Below are 17,040 nucleotides of genomic sequence, written 5' to 3' on the forward strand. Positions count from 1 at the left end.
GGATGCCTCAGCATCCGCCCCTTCGATCGGGAGTCTCAGTCTCCCGTGATGACGAGATCGGGCGTCGCGGTCAGCTCGCCGCCGCCGACGACCCCGAGCGCGACCTGCTGGCCGCGCGGGCCGTTCTCGAACACGAACTCGCCGTCCTTCGCGTCCACCTTCACGTGGTCGCCGGTGTTCAACTCGCCGCGGAGGATCTTCTCCGACAGGCGGTCCTCCACCTCCCGCTGCATCGCACGACGCAGCGGGCGGGCGCCGAGCGCCGGGTCGAAGCCGATCTCGATCAGCTTGTCCTTCGCGGCATCCGTCAGCTCGACCGTGATGTCGCGATCCAGCAGACGCTCGCCGAGGCGCTTCGTGAACAGGCCCACGATCTGGCGCAGCTCGCCCTTGTCCAGCTGCGGGAAGACGATGATGTCGTCCACGCGGTTGAGGAACTCGGGCTTGAAGTTGCGCTTGAGCTCTTCGTTGACCTTGCCCTTCATGCGGTCGTAGGTCGTGCCCTGGTCGCCCTCCACCTGGAAGCCCACCGGGCCCCCGGCGATCGCCGACGAGCCGAGGTTCGTCGTCATGATGATGACGGTGTTCTTGAAGTCGATCACGCGACCCTGACCGTCGGTCAGACGACCCTCCTCGAGGATCTGCAGGAGCGAGTTGAAGATATCCGGGTGGGCCTTCTCGATCTCGTCGAACAGGACGACCGAGAACGGCTTGCGGCGGACCTTCTCCGTGAGCTGGCCGCCCTCCTCGAAGCCGACGAACCCGGGAGGGGCGCCGAACAGGCGGGAGACCGTGTGCTTCTCACCGAACTCCGACATGTCGAGGGAGATCAGCGCGCTCTCGTCGTCGAAGAGGAACTCCGCGAGGGCCTTCGCGAGCTCGGTCTTCCCGACGCCGGTCGGGCCGGCGAAGATGAACGAGCCCGAGGGGCGCTTCGGGTCCTTGAGGCCGGCACGCTGGCGGCGGATCGTCTTGGAGAGGGCGGCGATCGCCTCCTCCTGTCCGATGACGCGCTGGTGCAGCGCCTTCTCCATGAAGACGAGGCGGCTCGACTCCTCCTCCGTGAGCTTGAACACGGGGATGCCGGTGGCCTGCGCCAGCACCTCGGCGATCAGGCCCTCGTCGACGACCGCGTGCGACGCGACGTCACCCGAGCGCCACTGCTTCTCGAGACGCAGGCGCTCGGCGAGCAGGGACTTCTCCTCGTCGCGGAACGCCGCGGCCTTCTCGAAGTCCTGCTCCTCGGAGGCGCGCTCCTTGTCCTCGCGGACCTTCGCGATCTTCTCGTCGAACTCGCGCAGCTCCGGCGGGCTCGACAGGATCGACAGCCGCAGGCGGGCGCCTGCCTCGTCGATCAGGTCGATCGCCTTGTCCGGCAGGAACCGGTCGCTGATGTAGCGGTCGGCGAGGTTCGCGGCGGCGACGATCGCGCCATCCGTGATCTGCACCTTGTGGTGCGCCTCGTAGCGGTCGCGCAGGCCCTTGAGGATGTTGATCGCGTGGGGCAGGCTCGGCTCGGCCACCTGGATCGGCTGGAAGCGGCGCTCCAGCGCGGCATCCTTCTCGAAGTGCTTGCGGTACTCGTCGAGCGTCGTCGCGCCGATCGTCTGCAGCTCGCCGCGAGCGAGGAGCGGCTTCAGGATCGAGGCCGCGTCGATCGCGCCCTCGGCCGCGCCCGCACCCACCAGCGTGTGGATCTCGTCGATGAAGACGATGATGTCGCCGCGGGTGCGGATCTCCTTCGTGACCTTCTTGAGGCGCTCCTCGAAGTCGCCGCGGTAGCGGGAACCGGCGATGAGCGAGCCGAGGTCGAGCGAGTAGAGCTGCTTGTCCTTCAGCGTCTCGGGGACGTCGTTCTTCACGATCGCCTGCGCGAGGCCCTCGACGACGGCGGTCTTGCCGACGCCGGGCTCGCCGATCAGCACGGGGTTGTTCTTCGAGCGGCGCGACAGGATCTGCATGACGCGCTCGATCTCCTTCTCGCGCCCGATCACCGGGTCGAGCTTGTTGTCGCGCGCGGCCTGCGTGAGGTTGCGGCCGAACTGGTCGAGCACCTGCGAGCCGCCCTGAGCGGTGGCCTGCTGGTTGTCGTGCGCGGCGCCGGAGACGGCGGCCGGCTCCTTGCCCTGGTAGCCGGACAGGAGCTGGATGACCTGCTGGCGCACCTTGTTGAGGTCGGCGCCGAGCTTGACGAGCACCTGGGCGGCGACGCCCTCGCCCTCGCGGATGAGGCCGAGGAGGATGTGCTCCGTGCCGATGTAGTTGTGGCCGAGCTGCAGCGCCTCGCGCAGCGACAGCTCCAGGACCTTCTTCGCGCGGGGCGTGAAGGGGATGTGACCGGTCGGCTGCTGCTGGCCCTGGCCGATGATGTCCTGCACCTGCTCACGCACGGCATCCAGCGAGATCCCCAGCGACTCGAGCGCCTTGGCGGCGACACCCTCGCCCTCGTGGATGAGGCCGAGCAGGATGTGCTCGGTCCCGATGTAGTTGTGGTTGAGCATCTTCGCCTCTTCTTGGGCGAGGACGACCACACGGCGGGCACGGTCCGTGAATCTCTCGAACATCGCAGCTCCTTGCGGCTCTGACTGCACCCCCAACACGGGGCGCGATACATCGAGGCTAACGACCCGCGCGCCCCCGCGGTCCCGTGTTCGCTCGCGGCGGACCCCCTCCCCCGCCCGCCTCCCCGCCCCCGAACCGCTCACCTGTCGCGATCCACCGTCCCGCCCGTCGGTAGCGACGGGCGAGTCGCGGGCGCGGCATCCTCCCCTGTCGCGAAACACGTCGCACTCAGCAACTCGCGACGGGGGAACGACGGGGGAATCAAGCGGCGCGCGTCGCGATCGCGACGCGCACGCGCGCGAGAACGGATCGCGGATCGTCGAAGAGGTCGGTGCGTGTGACGCGGATGACGAGCCAGCCCGCGGCAGCAAGGCGCTCGTACCGGCGAATGTCCCGCGCCCACTGCACGGGGTCCGAACGGTGGTGGTCGCCTTCGTACTCGATCGCGACACGGAGGCGCGGGTACGCGAGATCGACACAGCCGAGGTCTTCCCCCTCGGCAACGACGTCGTGGTTCAGCTCTGGCTCCGGCAGCCCGGCGTCGACGAGGGTCAGACGCATCCAGCTCTCCGGACGGGATGCGGATCGCGTGCGTATGAGCGGCAGCGCATCGCGCAACCGCTCGATCCCGACGCGTCTTCCCGCCCGGACCGCCGCGGTGAGCTCGGAGAGCGACGCGTGGGGGGCAGCTCGACGCCATTCCCGTACTGCGGCATCACCGACGGCGACGACGTCACGCGTATTCGGCAGCAGCGCCGCGAGCATGGCCCAGGTCGTCGCGGGGCTCGTCACCGGCAAGCCGAGGATCGGATCGGTGCGGATGCTCGTGAGGTGCGGCATCGCCTCGTGCCCTGCCACGCCGGTCGCTCGTCGAAGCCTGCGCGGAGGGAGGACGGACACATGCACGGGGGACTCGGCGACCAGCCAGGGCGGCACGGGGAGTCCGAGGATCACGGCGGCGGTCACGTGGCTGAAGAACTCGTGCTCCGTCAGCATCGGCGCGAAGGCCAGCGCAGATGCCAGATGACGACGATCGAGCCCGCCGGTGTCTCGATAGGCGTCGGGGAGGTCGGCATCCGCTCGCATCCGTGCGCCCCGGAAGGGGCGCGCAAGATCTGCTCGTCGCAACCGCGCGGGACCGACACCGGCGCGCAAGGCCTCCCGGACGCGGAATCGAGCGCCGAGCTCGCGGGGGAGGTCGTCGTTCAGCATCCCTCCACGGTGATCGTCCTCGCAGGCCCGTCGCCGCCGGCCCGAGCCCGTTGTGGATCGTTTCCCTCGCCGATCGCGCTGTGGAGAGCCCCGTTCACCTGTCGCATGCGTCGTTCGCGGCGGTCGAACGCGCCAGGTGAGCGAGATGGCCGTCCCATTCGCCCGTCGCGATCGACGACGCGAGTGGTCGGATGCGACGGGTGAGCGGGAAGGGCGAGGGCGCGACGGCGCGAGGGCCGGCGAGGGCGAAGGCGCGCGGGCCGGCGAGGGCGCGGGCGGGCAGGCGCGGCTCGGGGGGGGTCAGGGGGCGAGGCCGGCCACGGGGGTGTCGGTGGAGGGGCCCGTGGGGGGCACGAGGGTGAGGGTGTAGGACTGGCCCGACGAGACGGCGGGGACCTGGACCACGGTCGCGCGCGGGGCGAGGTCGGCGGTGCAGGCGCGGTCGGCGGGGAGCGCAGCCTCGGTGACCGTGATCCGGCCGGGGGCGGTCGCCGCGGCATCCGCGATCTGCGGCGGGCAGCTCGACGAGCCCCAGGTCAGGAGGACGAGCGTGCCCTCGATCCCGGTCCAGCCGGCAGACGGGGTGCCCTCAGCGGCGCTCCCGCCGGGCGGCATGCTCGACACCCCCGCGAGGACGGCCTCCCCCGTGACGTCGCCGGTCACGACGACCCGGACGTCCTTGGACGCGTCGATCCCGGCCGGCACGGACACCGGGGTCGCACGCGGCCCGTAGTCCATCGTGCACGCCGTCCCGGCCGGAGGCCCGACGAGCTCGACGGTCAGCACGCCGCCGGAATAGGCGACATCCCCCGCCGTCGGCACACAGCTCGAGCTGCCCCACGTGACGATCCCGACCATGGACCCGCCGTCGAGCCACGCGGCACCGACCTCGCTCGACGCGGATGGCGCCGGCGTCGACGGCGCAGTGCCGGGGCCGCTCGCGCATCCGGCGAGGAAGGCAACGGCCGCGGCGATCGCCGCCAGGAGAAGAGGACGACGAGCCATCGGATGCCTTCCGGTCGGGCGGCGCCGAGCTATTGCAGCGCCGAGGTGAGACGGGCGAGGTTGTCCAGCACTGTAGAGCGCAGCGGCTGCCGCATCCACTCCTCCAGCGTGAGCTCTCGGCTGAGGCTGCGGTAGGTGGCCTCGACCTCGCGCATCTGCTCGACGAATCCCTCGCCTCGCACGAGCATCGAGATCTCCATGTTGAGACCGAAGGAACGCATGTCCATGTTGCTCGACCCGATGACCGCGACGCCGTCATCGATCGTGAGGCTCTTGGAGTGGAGGATGAACGGCTTCCGGTACATCCAGATCTTCACGCCGGCCCGCAGCAGCGCCTCGTAGTAGCTGCGCTGGGCGTGGTAGACCATGGCCTGGTCGCCTTCTTCCGACACGAAGAGTTCAACCGTGACACCGCGCTGGCACGCGGTCGTGACCGCGAGGAGCAGCGACTCCTCGGGCACGAAGTAGGGGCTGACCATGATGATCTTGCGCTCGGCGGCGTAGAGCATCGAGAGGAACAGCTTGAGGTTGTTCTCGAACTCGAACCCGGGGCCGGACGGAACGATCTGGCATTCGAGGTCGCCGGCGCCGGGAGTGACGCTGAAGAGGTCGATCTCCTCGGTGAGCACCTGGTCCGTCTCGCTGTACCAGTCCGACAGGAAGACGGCGTTGATGCTCTGCACGATCGGACCCTCGACACGCGCCATGAGGTCGACCCAGTGCAGTCCGCGCCGGATGTTCTTCTTGAGGTTGTAGGTCGAGTCGGTGACGTTCTGCGATCCCATGTAGGCGACCATGCCGTCGACGACGAGGAGCTTGCGGTGGTTGCGCAGGTCGGGGCGCTGGTACTTCCCCTTGAACGGCTGCACGGGCAGCATCAGGTGCCACTGCGCGCCCATGGCGCTCAGCCGCGCGATCGTGCGGCGGTAGTTCGGCTTGCCGCGGTTGGCCCAGTGGTCGAGCAGCACGCGGACCGCGACTCCGCGTGCGGCGACCTCCTCGAGCGCCCGGAAGAAGTTGTCGGTCGAGGCATCCGACTGGAGGATGTAGAACTCGACGTGCACGTAGCTCTGAGCCCGACGGATGGCGGCGGCCATGGCGTCGAGGCTCTCCTGGTAGTCGGCGACGAGCTGCGCCGAGTTCTCCCCGATGAGCGGCAGAGCACCGAGCGTGCCGTTGAGCTCGACGATCTGCTGGAACCACATCGGCGCGTCCGGCGGGGCGACGTCGAGGCCGAGGCCGCGGCTCGTCTGCCGGATGTAGTCGTTGATGTCCTCCTGCTTCCGCCGGCGCTTGCGGGGGAGCTTCGGCGTGCCGATGACGAGGAAGAGGAGGACCCCGACGACGGGGATGAAGTAGATCGCCAGCAGCCACGCCATCGCGGCGGTGGGACGCCGGTTCCGCGGGACGACGATGATCGCCGTGACGCGGACGGTGACGTCCACGATGAAGACGAGGATCAGCCACCAGGTCGCGTCGAACGTGATCTGGAGCACTCGGCCTCCCCGCTGGACGTCACCCCAGCGTAGTGGTCGGTCGGCTCAGCGCTCGGTGGGCGCCGCCACCGGCGGCATGCCGCGCTTGACGCGCTCCTCGGCCTCGACCTTCGCGTAGGCCTTCCGCTCGGTGCGGTCGGCCCGGACGATCGAGCGGAGGATGAAGAAGAACATGCCCGTGACGACGATCGTCGGGATGATCGACCACAGCAGGGCGACCCAGTAGTTCTCCACCTGCTCATCGTACGCCGTCTCTCCCCAGCCCCGGAACGGCGACCGACCTTCCCCATCTGCCGCCGACAGCGGATGCCGGCACCTGGCGCGCAACGAGAGTCGAGGCATGACGTCGACGATCAAGGCCGCAGGCCCCGCGCACTTCCTCGCTCTCATCCCCGGGCTCCTCGGGTTCGTCCCCCGGCGCAGCGTCGTGCTCATGCCGTTCGACGGGAGGTCGAGCCTCGGCGCGATGCGGCTCGACCTCCCGTCCGCGGCCCTCGCCGACGAGACCGAGCGCATCGCGTCCGACTTCATCGGCCTCATCTGCCGGATCCCGGATGCCGACGGCTTCGCGATGGTCACGTACACGGATGCCGCGCTGCGGTCCGTCGGCGAGGACGCCCTCCCGTACCATGCCCTCGCCGACGCGCTGCTCGATCGGGCGGACGCCTGCGGGCTGCGCGTCGTCGATCTGCTCTGCGTCGCCCGCGACGGCTGGGGCTCGTACTACGACCCGGGCGACGCGCACCCGCTGGACGAGGTGGCAGGTCTGGCGAAGGACGCGGGCCTGCCGCCCGCGGCGGGGGATCAGACGACCGGGACCCGACTGCCGCGGGTCGCGGCCGCCGAGCGGGAGCAGGTCGCGCACGCGCTCGGGAGCATCCGCGCGGCGAGTCTCGCGCTCCTGCACGGCGAGGTGCCCGGGCATCCGCCCCGGGCGCGCGTCGACCCGCTCGCGATCGCGGCGCTCGAGGTGCTCGACGACTTGCCGGGCTTCCTGGAGCGATGCCTCGGGGAGGATCCGAGACGGCTCGACGCCTACGTCGCGGCGACGCTGTCGTGGTGTCTGTCGCAGCCCGGGCTGCGCGACGTGGCGCTCCTCGGCTGGACCGACGGACGCGCGACGGGCGAGCGCGCCCTCGACGCCCAGCTGCACTGGCGGGGCGGGGCGCCCTACCCGCCCGAGCTCGGCCTGCGGCTGTGGGGCGAGGGACCGCGCCCGGACCCCGATCGGCTGCGCCGCGCGCTGGACCTCACCCGGCGGGTCGCGGCCCTGACGCCGGCCGCGGACCGCGCACACGCCCTCGCGCTCTGCGGCTGGCTGTCCTGGGCGCTCGGCCGCTCCACCCACGCCGGGATCTACGTCGAGCGGGCGCTCCGGCTCGACCCGCGGCATGTCCTCGCGGAGATCGTCGGGTCGTTCGTCGTGGCCGGGCATCTCCCCGACTGGGCGTTCCAGCCGGCGCGCCGACCCACCGGGCAGCCCTCGGCGCCGGACACCGAGGGCCTTACTTGACGAGGGGGAAGAGGATCGTCTCGCGGATGCCGAGGCCCGTGATCGCCATGAGGAGCCGGTCGATGCCCATCCCCATGCCGCCCGTCGGGGGCATCCCGTGCTCGAGCGCGCGGAGGAACTCCTCGTCGAGGCGCATCGCCTCCGCGTCGCCCCGCGCCGCGAGCGCCGCCTGCTCGATGAACCGCTCGCGCTGGATGACGGGATCCACGAGCTCGGAGTACCCGGTGGCGAGCTCGAACCCGCGCACGTACAGGTCCCACTTCTCGACGACACCGGGGATCGAGCGGTGCTCCCGCACGAGCGGGCTGGTATCGACGGGGAAGTCGAGCACGAACGTGGGCCGGTCGAGGCCCGGCTTGACGAAGTGCTCCCACAGCTCTTCGACGAGCTTGCCGGGGGTCGCGTGCGGCGGCTCCTCGACGCCGGCCTCGGCGGCGAGGGCGCGGAGCTCGGCGATCGGCGTCTCCGGAGTGATCGCGCGCCCGGCGGCCTCCGAGAGCGAGTCGTACATCGAGAGGCGCGCCCATTCGCCGCCCAGCTCGTACACGGTGCCGTCGGCCCAGGTGACGGTCGTGCTACCGGTGACCGCGATCGCGGCGTTCTGGATCAACTCCTGCGTGAGATCGGCGATGCCGCGGTAATCGGTGTACGCCTGGTACGCCTCGAGCATCGCGAACTCGGGGCTGTGCGTGGAGTCCGCCCCCTCGTTGCGGAAGTTGCGGTTGATCTCGAACACCCGGTCGATGCCGCCGACCACGGCGCGCTTGAGGTAGAGCTCGGGGGCGATGCGCATGTAGAGCTCGGTGTCGAAGGCGTTCGAGTGCGTCACGAACGGGCGGGCGGTCGCGCCGCCGGGCTGCACCTGCAGCATCGGCGTCTCGACCTCGATGAAGTCGCGGGTCTCGAACGTGCGACGCAGGCTCGCGTTCACGGTCGCGCGGGCGCGCACGGTGTCGCGCGCGCGGTCGCGGACGATGAGATCGAGGTAGCGACTGCGGACCCGGGTCTCCTCGTTCAGCTCGTTGTGGAGGTTCGGCAGGGGGAGGATCGCCTTCGCCGCGATCTGCCAGCGCGTGACCATGATCGAGAGCTCGCCGCGGCGGCTGGAGATGACCTCGCCCTCGACGAAGACGTGGTCGCCGAGGTCGACGAGCTCCTTCCAGTCCTGCAGCGACTGCTCACCGACCGCGGCGAGGGAGACCATCGCCTGGATGCGGCTACCGTCGCCGGCCTGCAGCGTCGCGAAGCAGAGCTTGCCGGTGTTGCGGCTGAACACGATACGTCCGGCGACGGCGACGACGTCACCGGTCTCGGCGCCCGCCTCGAGGTCGCCATACCGCGCCCGGAGCGCGGGGATGGTCGCCGTGACCGGGACCGAGACGGGGTACGCGCCACCCGCGGCATCCGCGCGCTCGGCGATCAGTCGGGCGCGCTTGGCGAGACGGACGGCCTTCTGCTCGGAGACGTCCTCGACCTCGGTCGTGTCGGGCTCGCGGGCCTCGGGCTCGGCGGACATCGGGGCGTCGGGGGAGCCAGTCACCCGTCGATCGTATCCGGGTCGTCCGCGGCCAGCGGCTCGGCCAGGGCCTGGTCGACCGCGGAGCGGACGAGCGCGGAGAGGTATGCGCCGGCGTTGTCGAAGCCGATGCCGGCGAGGATGCTCGTCGACTGACGGACGATCGCGCGGGAGAACGCGGTCGCGGTCGCGATCGCCTCGGCGTACGCGGGACGGTCCGCCTCCTCGACCACGACCGGCTCGCAGCCGAGCTCCACCGCGAGCGCCTGCGCGATGGGGAGTACGGGCGCTGGCGCGGTGACCGCCGCGTACGACGCCGCGAGCTGACGGAGATCGATGCTCGTCCCCGTGAACGAGATCGCAGGATGCACCGCGAGCGGGATCGCGCCGCGCGCGGCCGCGGGCCCCAGGACCGCCGTGCCGTAAGCGGGATCGGTGTGCAGCACGAGCGTTCCCGGCTGCCAGGCCGCCACCTCAGCGAGCCCCTGGACGAGGCCGGGCAGCACGTCGTGCGGCACCGCAACGACCACGAGCTGGCTGAGGCGGGCGATCTCCACGGCATCCCGCACCGCGACGCCGGGGAGGATCGCCTCGACGCGGTCGTCGTCCGAGCCGTGCGTGATGCCGACCAGGCTGTGGCCCGCTCCCGCGAGCGCCGCCCCGAGGACGGGTCCGACGCGCCCCGCGCCGATGATCCCGACCTCGAGCCGGGCCGTGCGTGCGCCGTTCATCGCGCCCACCGGTGGGATCGGTCGGTGGCCGCGGCATCCAGCGCGGCGAGCTCCGCCCGATCGAACAGGTCCAGGGCGTCGTCGCGGTCGAGCGCGTCGATCCGACCGGACACGGGCCCCGCGATCGTATGCGCCTGCAGAGTGGCGACCCGAAGCGCGCGGTCGAGCGGATCCTGGTGGAGCGCGATGCTCTGCATCCGCGCGAGCGGCACCAGCACGATGCGCCGCCGGAGGATGCCGCGGCGGAGGACGAGCACGCCCGGCGCCAGCAGGCATCCGTTCCGTCGCCAGGAGAAGGGCCGCAGGATGCGGGCCCGCCGCGGGGTCGTCGTGAACGGATCCTCCGCCCCGCGCGCGAAGATCCCGCGGGCGAAGACGAGGTCGGCCGCGTCCAGGATGCCGGGCGTGAGCAGCGACACGACCCGCTCCGCATCGGCCACGCGGCCAACCGGCAGCACGGATGCCAGCTCCTCGCGGCCGCCCTCGACCCCGCGGCCGGAGAGCCGGTTGACCGAGACCCGCCACCAGCCCGCGGACCGCCACAGAAGGGGCTGATGCACCTCGATCGCGTGCACGCGTCCGGGCGGGAGGATCTCGGTGACGGTCGTGAAGAGTCCGAACGTGATCCGGACGCCGTCCGGAGTCCCCGCGATCGAGTAGCGCAGCGCGTGCGTGATACTGCGCACCCAGTACGCGGCGAAGCCCAGCACCGCCGGCACGATCGTGAACAGGAGCCAGGGCGTGCCCACGTTCGACAGGACGACGATCGCCGCGATCAGCACGACGAGCCAGACACTGCTGGTGCTCAGGAGGTGCGACGCGGCGACCCGCACGGTCGGGAGGGACACGACCGACTCGGGCGGCAGCTGCTCCTCCGCTCCCGCGATGATCCCGGTGATGCCGGCGCTCATCGCGGACGTCGCGGCGGCCACGCGCGAGGTCACGCCCGGCGTGGGGATCCCCTCCGCGAGCGCGTGCCCTGCGGCGAGGCGCAGGATGTCGGCGCGCACGGCCTCCGCGTGTGAGGTCGAGAGGTACTCCAGCCGGACGTTCGCGTCGAGGCCCGCGCCGACGACCTCGAGCTTCGCGAGGCCGAGGATCCGCGCGACGAGCGGACGGGTGAGGTTCACGCCCTGCACGCGGTCGAGCGGCGCCCGCCGATGCCGCCGGAACAGGACGCCGCTGCGGACCTCGACATCGTCGTCGGAGATGCGGAACGAGTGGAACCGCCACGCCACCGTGAACAGGACCACGAGCAGGACGACCACCACGAGCACGCCGACGCCGACGACCGGCAGGAGCCCGCGCGCGACCACGTAGTCGACGGGGTCGCCCGGCAGCGGCGCACCGTCCGGGAGCGTCGGCGTCGTCCACGGCAGCAGCCATTCGGCCAGCCGCTCCCGCAGGTTGGAGATCACGACGCCGGCCACGACGACGGCGAAGATGCCGCCGCGCAGCAGCGGCGTCAGCGGATGCATCCGATGCCACTCGCCGTCGCTGAGCCGCGATCGCGGCAGCTCGGTCGGAGCGACCGCCGCGCTCATAGCCCGGTCCGGCGGGATTCGGCGACCTGCACGAGCGTGTCACGCAGCAGCTCCGCGCCGGCCTGCGTGAGCCCGGGCAGCACCACTGCGCTCGTCGCGGCAGCGGTCACGAGCTTCAGCTGCGCGATGCCGAAGCCGCGGTCGAGCGGACCGTGCGCGACGTCCACGAGCTGCATCCGCCCGTACGGCACGGCGATCATGCGCTGCCAGAGGATGCCGCGGCGCATGAGCAGATCGTTTTCGCGGAGCTGATAGCCGAACGCGCGCACCTGACGCGGCGTGATCGCCAGCATCCACACGAGCACGAAGCCCGCGGTGCCGAGCGGGATCCAGGGCCACGGCGTGGACGTGAGGAACGTGATCCCGAGCCCCAGGGCCACGACGACGAGGAGCGCCGCGCTCGTCGTGATGAGTCGCACCCACACGTAGGACCGCGCCAGCTGGTGCCATTCGCCGGTCCCGAGCGGGAGCCTGGCGGCGGAGCGCGGCTCGGGGATGCCGTGGAACGTGCGCGCGTCGAGCCCCGAGAGCTCCGGGTCAGTGCCCGTGGGTGACCCCGGTCCCGCCGTCTCCGGGGTGTTCGTCATCGTCGTCGTCCTTCTTCCGGATCGTGCACAGATGCTCGGCCACCAGCCCCGCCGCGACGAGGACGGCGCCGCACCCGGCCGTCGCGATGATGGTCGCCATCGAGCCTACCGACGGGATCACGGGCCGCGTCAGGAGGAACAGGAGCAGGCCGAGCCCCAGGCCGCCGACCGCGGCGCCGACGATGCTCGACGCCTTCGCGAGCATCGCGATGCGCACGGCCCGGAACGGGTTGACCGGCGCGGCGCTGTGTCCCCGCGTCGCCCGTGCGATGGGGATGGCGAGCGCGATGTCGATCAGGCCGAGAAGCACGAGCAGGATCGGCAGCGTGACGACCGGCGTGAACGTCGAGCGCCCGCCCGCCGTGAGGAACTGGTCGATGAGGAAGCCCGCGCCGGCGCCGATGACGGCGGCGAGGAGGAGGATGCCCGGGCCGGTGCGCTTCATCGGTCCCCCCGCAGCCGCTCCAGGAGCGCATCCACCCGACCGCGGCCCACGAGCTCGGCGTCCGGATCGAGCGAGAGCCATGGAGCCAGGACGAAGTCGCGCTCGGCGGCGCGCGGATGCGGCAGCGTCAGCGCCGGGTCGGTGCTCACGACGTCGCCGTACGCGATGAGATCGAGGTCGAGCGTGCGATCCCCCCAGTGCTCGCGGCGGACGCGACCGTGCCGATCCTCGATCGCGTGCAGGTAGCTCAGGAGCACGGACGGCGCGAGCCGGGTGGTCACGAGCGCGACCGCGTTCAGGTACGCGGGCGCGTCCGGATCGGGCCCCTCCGGGCGGATCGCAACCGTCGAGATCGCGTCCGAGACCCGGACCTCGTCGACGAGCGGCAGTGCGCGGAGGTCCTCGGCCGCGGCGGCCAGGGTGGCGGCACGGTCGCCGAGGTTCGCGCCCAGCGCGACGACGGCGACGACGGGCGTGCGCTCCGATCGCGGAGGCACGGGGATGTCCTCGGTCAAGCGGCGGTTCACGCAGCGCCCTTCTCGCGCACGATCGTGACGCTCACGTCCGCGAACGCGAGCGGGATCGGCGCGTGCGGCTTGTGCACGGTCACGCGAACGCGCTGCGCACGGGCGTGCGCCAGCACGGCATCCGCGATGCGCTGGGCGAGCGTCTCGATGAGATCGACCGGATCGCCCGCGACGACCGCCGCGACCTCTTCCGCGAGCTCGCCGTAGTGCACCGTGTCGGCGACGTCGTCGGATGCCGCGGCCGGACGGGTGTCGAGGTGCAGGACGAGGTCGACGACGAAGTCCTGCCCCTCGCGCCGCTCGTGCTCGAACACCCCGTGGAAGCCGCGGACGCGCAACCCGGTCAGGGCGATCTCGTCTAGCCGGTCCACGCGGCCCCCGCCTCCCAGGCCGCGGCGGTGCGCAGCGCGTCGCGCGTCGCGAGCACGTCGTGCACGCGCACGGCCCAGGCGCCGTCGCGCGCTGCCAGCACGCTCGTGACCGCGGTCGCGAGGTCGCGGCGCGCGGTCGACGCATCCTCGCCGAGCACCTCCCCGAGGAAGCGCTTACGGCTCGTACCCACGAGCACCCGCGGACCGAGTCCGACGAGGCCCGGCAGGCCGCGGAGAGCCGCCCAGTTCTGGGCGCCGCGCTTGCCGAAGCCGATCCCCGGATCGAGGATCACCCGCCCCGGCGCGATGCCGGCCGCCGCGGCCGCCTCGAGGCGGCCGAGCAGCTCCGCCGCGATCTCGCGGGGGACGTCGGCATAGTCGGCGCGGTCGTACATCGCCGCCGACGGGCCGCGCCAGTGACCGAGCACGACGTCAGCGGCGGTGCCGGCGACCGCCGCGAGCATGTCCGGGTCGGCGAGGCCGCCCGAGACGTCGTTGACGATGCGCGCACCCGCGGCCACCGCCGCGACGGCGGTCTCCGCGTTCATGGTGTCGACGCTGACCAGGACACTCTCGCCCGCCAGCGCGTCGATCACCGGCAGCACGCGCTCGCGCTCGCGCGCGGGGTCGATCCGATCCGCACCCGGCCGCGTGGACTCACCGCCCACGTCGAGGATGTCGGCACCCTGGCCGCGCAGACGCAGGCCGTGCGCCACCGCGGCATCCGGATCCAGGAATCGGCCGCCGTCACTGAAGGAGTCCGGCGTCACGTTGACGACGCCCATGATCCGTGTCCTCATCGCCGCCCCGAGTTGATGAGGGAGATCAGCTCGCCCCGCGCGAAGGGATCCGCGAGCTCGCCGCGCGCCGCGATCGTCACCGTCGAGGCATCCGGCTGCCGTTCCCCGCGCATCGTGAGACAGGAGTGTTCCGCATCGAGCACGACGAGCACGCCCTTCGCCTCAAGGGACAGCATGAGCGTGTCGGCGATCTGCTCGCCGAGGCGCTCCTGCACCTGCGGGCGGGCCGACAGGATCTCGACGACGCGCGTCAGCGCACCGAGCCCGACCACCTTCTGGTCCGGGAGGTAGGCGAGGTGGGCCGTCCCGAGGAACGGGAGGAGGTGATGCTCGCAGATGGAGCGGAAGCGGACGTCGCGGATCATGACCGCGCCGGACGGGAGCGCCTCCGGCGCCGGCCCGCGCGCGACCGAGATCGTCCGTGCAAGCGGGGCGGAGGCATCCTGCCCCACCCCCGCGAAGAACTCGGTGTATGCGTCGGCGACGCGCTGCGGCGTCAGGGTCAGGCCGGGACGGTCGGGATCCTCGCCGATGGCGAGCAGCAACTCGTGGACGAGGGCCTTGACGCGTTCACGATCGACGGCCATGCGCCGAGCCTACGCGGTCGCCGGACGCGCCTGCCCCTGCGGGCGGCGAGGGCGCACCGCCTTCTTCTCCGCACCGGACTCGGCCTCCGTGTCCGCGGCCACGCCGGCGGGCTGCGCGTGATGCGGCACCTCGACGGGCGGGAGCAGGGACACCGGGCGATCGGAGCTGGAGAGCCACTGCGGGCGCTCCGGCAGCTTCTTCACGTCGCGGAAGAGCTTCTCGAGCTCGAGGTGGTCGAGCGTCTCCTTCTCGAGCAGCTCGAGCGCCAGCCGGTCGAGGATCTCCCGGTTGTCGTTGATGACCTGGTACGCCTCGTTGTGCGCCTGCTCGATGAGCTGCCGCACCTGCTTGTCGACGCGCTCCGCGATCGACTCGGAGTAGTCGCGGCCGTGACCCATGTCGCGGCCCATGAACACCTCGCCGGACGCGCTGCCGAGCTTGACCGGGCCGACGTCGGTGGTCATGCCGTACTCGGTGACCATCTTCCGCGCGATGCCGGTGGCCTTCTCGATGTCGTTCGACGCACCCGTGGTCGGGTCGTGGAAGACGATCTCCTCCGCGACGCGGCCGCCCATCGCGTACGTCATCTGGTCCTGCAGCTCGTTGCGGGTGATCGAGTACTTGTCGTCCACCGGCAGCACCATCGTGTAACCGAGCGCGCGACCGCGCGGAAGGATCGTCACCTTCGTCACGGGGTCGGTGTAGTTCATCGCCGCTGCCGCGAGCGCGTGACCGCCCTCGTGGTACGCCGTGATGAGCTTCTCCTTGTCCTTCATGACGCGGGTGCGACGCTGGGGCCCTGCGAGCACGCGGTCGATCGCCTCGTCGAGCGCGCGGTTGTCGATCAGCTGCGCGTTCGAGCGGGCGGTGAGGAGCGCGGCCTCGTTGAGGACGTTCGCCAGATCCGCGCCGGTGAACCCGGGCGTCTTGCGCGCGACGACCTCGAGGTCGACGCCGTCGGCGAGGGGCTTGCCGCGGCCGTGCACCTCGAGGATGCGCTTGCGGCCCTGCAGGTCGGGTGCGTCCACGCCGATCTGCCGGTCGAAGCGGCCGGGACGCAGGAGCGCCGGGTCGAGGATGTCGGGGCGGTTCGTCGCCGCGATGACGATCACGTTCGCCTTCGGGTCGAAGCCGTCCATCTCGACGAGCATCTGGTTCAGCGTCTGCTCGCGCTCGTCGTGACCGCCGCCGAGGCCGGCGCCGCGGTGACGGCCGACCGCGTCGATCTCGTCGATGAAGATGATCGCCGGGGCGCTCTCTTTGGCCTGGTTGAAGAGGTCGCGGACGCGGCTCGCGCCGACGCCGACGAACATCTCCACGAAGTCCGAGCCGGAGATCGAGTAGAACGGGACGCCCGCCTCCCCCGCGACGGCGCGGGCGAGCAGAGTCTTACCGGTGCCGGGAGGGCCGTAGAGGAGGACGCCCTTGGGGATCCGGGCGCCGACGGCCTGGAACTTCGCGGGCTCCTTCAGGAAGTCCTTGATCTCCTGGAGCTCCTCGATCGCCTCGTCGGAGCCGGCCACGTCCTGGAAGGTGACGGTCGGCGACTCCTTCGTGACGAGTTTCGCCCTCGACTTGCCGAACTGCATCACCTTGTTGCCCCCGCCCTGCGCGGACGACAGCAGGAACCAGAAGAGGAGGCCGAGCAGCAGGATCGGCAGGAGGAGCGAGAGGAAGCCGTCGAACCACGACGCCTTCGGGACCGCGTCGTTGTACCCGCCGGACGGGTTGGCGGCATCCACCGCCTGGACGACCTCGTTCGCGCGGGCACCGACATAGTAGAACTGCACGTCGGTCGAGCCCTGGTACGGCTGCGAGAGGGTCATGTCGACGCGCTGGTCGCCGTCCGTGTTGACGACCTTCGTGACCGTGCCGCCCTTGAGGAGCGTGAGGCCCTCCTGCGTCGAGATCTGCTTCGCGCCGCCCAGGCTCGAGATCAGGGAGAACCCCACCACGAGGAGGACCCCCACCATGATCACGTACACGATGGGGTTGCGGGCGATCTTCTTGAAGTCCATGTTGCGGGGGAAGCCCCCCACCCTTTCGTCGGCCAGTCCCTTCGGACAGTGGATTCAGGGTATCGCGGCCCCGCTATGCCGGGACTGTGCATTCGCCCACGGCGTACGCCCCCTCCCCAGGCCCC

Annotated in this window: 16 protein-coding genes; 1 reads left to right on the forward strand and 15 read right to left on the reverse strand. The window is 71.2% G+C overall.

Annotated elements, in window-relative coordinates; all coding sequences use genetic code 11:
• Positions 1–35: 35 nt before the first annotated feature.
• The 5 genes from ABCS02_RS11865 to ABCS02_RS11885 all read right to left on the reverse strand — a co-directional run bounded on the left by ABCS02_RS11865 (position 36) and on the right by ABCS02_RS11885 (position 6,509).
• Entirely contained in the window at positions 36–2,564 is a 2,529-nt protein-coding gene (locus tag ABCS02_RS11865) for an ATP-dependent Clp protease ATP-binding subunit (RefSeq protein WP_345835844.1), read from the reverse strand.
• 259 nt (positions 2,565–2,823) lie between these two features.
• Positions 2,824–3,774 carry a DUF559 domain-containing protein gene (locus ABCS02_RS11870; RefSeq protein ID WP_345835845.1) on the reverse strand — a complete coding sequence of 317 codons (951 nt, stop codon included), beginning with the start codon at positions 3,772–3,774 and terminating at the stop codon, positions 2,824–2,826.
• A gap of 300 nt (positions 3,775–4,074) precedes the next feature.
• On the reverse strand, positions 4,075–4,779 hold the full coding sequence (locus tag ABCS02_RS11875; RefSeq protein ID WP_345835846.1) for a hypothetical protein: 705 nt from the start codon (positions 4,777–4,779) through the stop codon (positions 4,075–4,077).
• A 29-nt stretch (positions 4,780–4,808) separates the two neighbouring features.
• The gene (cls, locus tag ABCS02_RS11880) at positions 4,809–6,275 is read right to left on the reverse strand and encodes a cardiolipin synthase (RefSeq protein ID WP_345835847.1); all 1,467 of its coding nucleotides are present in this window, start codon (positions 6,273–6,275) and stop codon (positions 4,809–4,811) included.
• Between the two features lie 45 nt (positions 6,276–6,320).
• Entirely contained in the window at positions 6,321–6,509 is a 189-nt protein-coding gene (locus ABCS02_RS11885) for a hypothetical protein (protein WP_345835848.1), read from the reverse strand.
• Between the two features lie 106 nt (positions 6,510–6,615).
• Here ABCS02_RS11885 and ABCS02_RS11890 point away from each other — a divergent pair, with 106 nt between their 5' ends.
• Entirely contained in the window at positions 6,616–7,788 is a 1,173-nt protein-coding gene (locus ABCS02_RS11890) for a DUF4192 family protein (RefSeq protein WP_345835849.1), read from the forward strand.
• Here ABCS02_RS11890 and lysS read toward each other — a convergent pair.
• Genes lysS through ftsH form a run of 10 tightly spaced genes read right to left on the reverse strand, consistent with a single transcriptional unit; the run spans position 7,781 to position 16,915 of the window.
• On the reverse strand, positions 7,781–9,304 hold the full coding sequence (gene lysS, locus ABCS02_RS11895) for a lysine--tRNA ligase (RefSeq protein WP_345836334.1): 1,524 nt from the start codon (positions 9,302–9,304) through the stop codon (positions 7,781–7,783). The two genes, ABCS02_RS11890 and lysS, sit on opposite strands and share 8 nt — an antisense overlap.
• Before the next feature lie 20 nt (positions 9,305–9,324).
• Positions 9,325–10,035, reverse strand: coding sequence for a DUF2520 domain-containing protein (locus ABCS02_RS11900; RefSeq protein ID WP_345835850.1), 711 nt, complete (start codon positions 10,033–10,035; stop codon positions 9,325–9,327).
• Entirely contained in the window at positions 10,032–11,579 is a 1,548-nt protein-coding gene (locus ABCS02_RS11905; protein ID WP_345835851.1) for a PH domain-containing protein, read from the reverse strand. The genes ABCS02_RS11900 and ABCS02_RS11905 overlap by 4 nt, the downstream gene beginning before the upstream one ends.
• Entirely contained in the window at positions 11,576–12,166 is a 591-nt protein-coding gene (locus tag ABCS02_RS11910; RefSeq protein ID WP_345835852.1) for a PH domain-containing protein, read from the reverse strand. The genes ABCS02_RS11905 and ABCS02_RS11910 overlap by 4 nt, the downstream gene beginning before the upstream one ends.
• Entirely contained in the window at positions 12,117–12,611 is a 495-nt protein-coding gene (locus ABCS02_RS11915) for a DUF3180 domain-containing protein (RefSeq protein WP_345835853.1), read from the reverse strand. The genes ABCS02_RS11910 and ABCS02_RS11915 overlap by 50 nt, the downstream gene beginning before the upstream one ends.
• Entirely contained in the window at positions 12,608–13,108 is a 501-nt protein-coding gene (gene folK, locus ABCS02_RS11920; protein WP_345835854.1) for a 2-amino-4-hydroxy-6-hydroxymethyldihydropteridine diphosphokinase, read from the reverse strand. The genes ABCS02_RS11915 and folK overlap by 4 nt, the downstream gene beginning before the upstream one ends.
• A gap of 26 nt (positions 13,109–13,134) precedes the next feature.
• The gene (gene folB / locus ABCS02_RS11925) at positions 13,135–13,509 is read right to left on the reverse strand and encodes a dihydroneopterin aldolase (protein WP_345835855.1); all 375 of its coding nucleotides are present in this window, start codon (positions 13,507–13,509) and stop codon (positions 13,135–13,137) included.
• Entirely contained in the window at positions 13,497–14,294 is a 798-nt protein-coding gene (gene folP, locus ABCS02_RS11930; protein WP_345835856.1) for a dihydropteroate synthase, read from the reverse strand. Before folP ends, folB begins: the two co-directional genes overlap by 13 nt.
• 11 nt (positions 14,295–14,305) lie before the next feature.
• Positions 14,306–14,896, reverse strand: coding sequence for a GTP cyclohydrolase I (folE, locus tag ABCS02_RS11935; protein WP_345835857.1), 591 nt, complete (start codon positions 14,894–14,896; stop codon positions 14,306–14,308).
• 9 nt (positions 14,897–14,905) lie between these two features.
• Positions 14,906–16,915 (reverse strand): ATP-dependent zinc metalloprotease FtsH, encoded by a 2,010-nt coding sequence (gene ftsH, locus ABCS02_RS11940; RefSeq protein WP_345835858.1) that lies wholly within the window; start codon positions 16,913–16,915, stop codon positions 14,906–14,908.
• Between the last annotated feature and the right edge of the window lie 125 nt (positions 16,916–17,040).

This window comes from Microbacterium sp. X-17 (genome assembly GCF_039615055.1).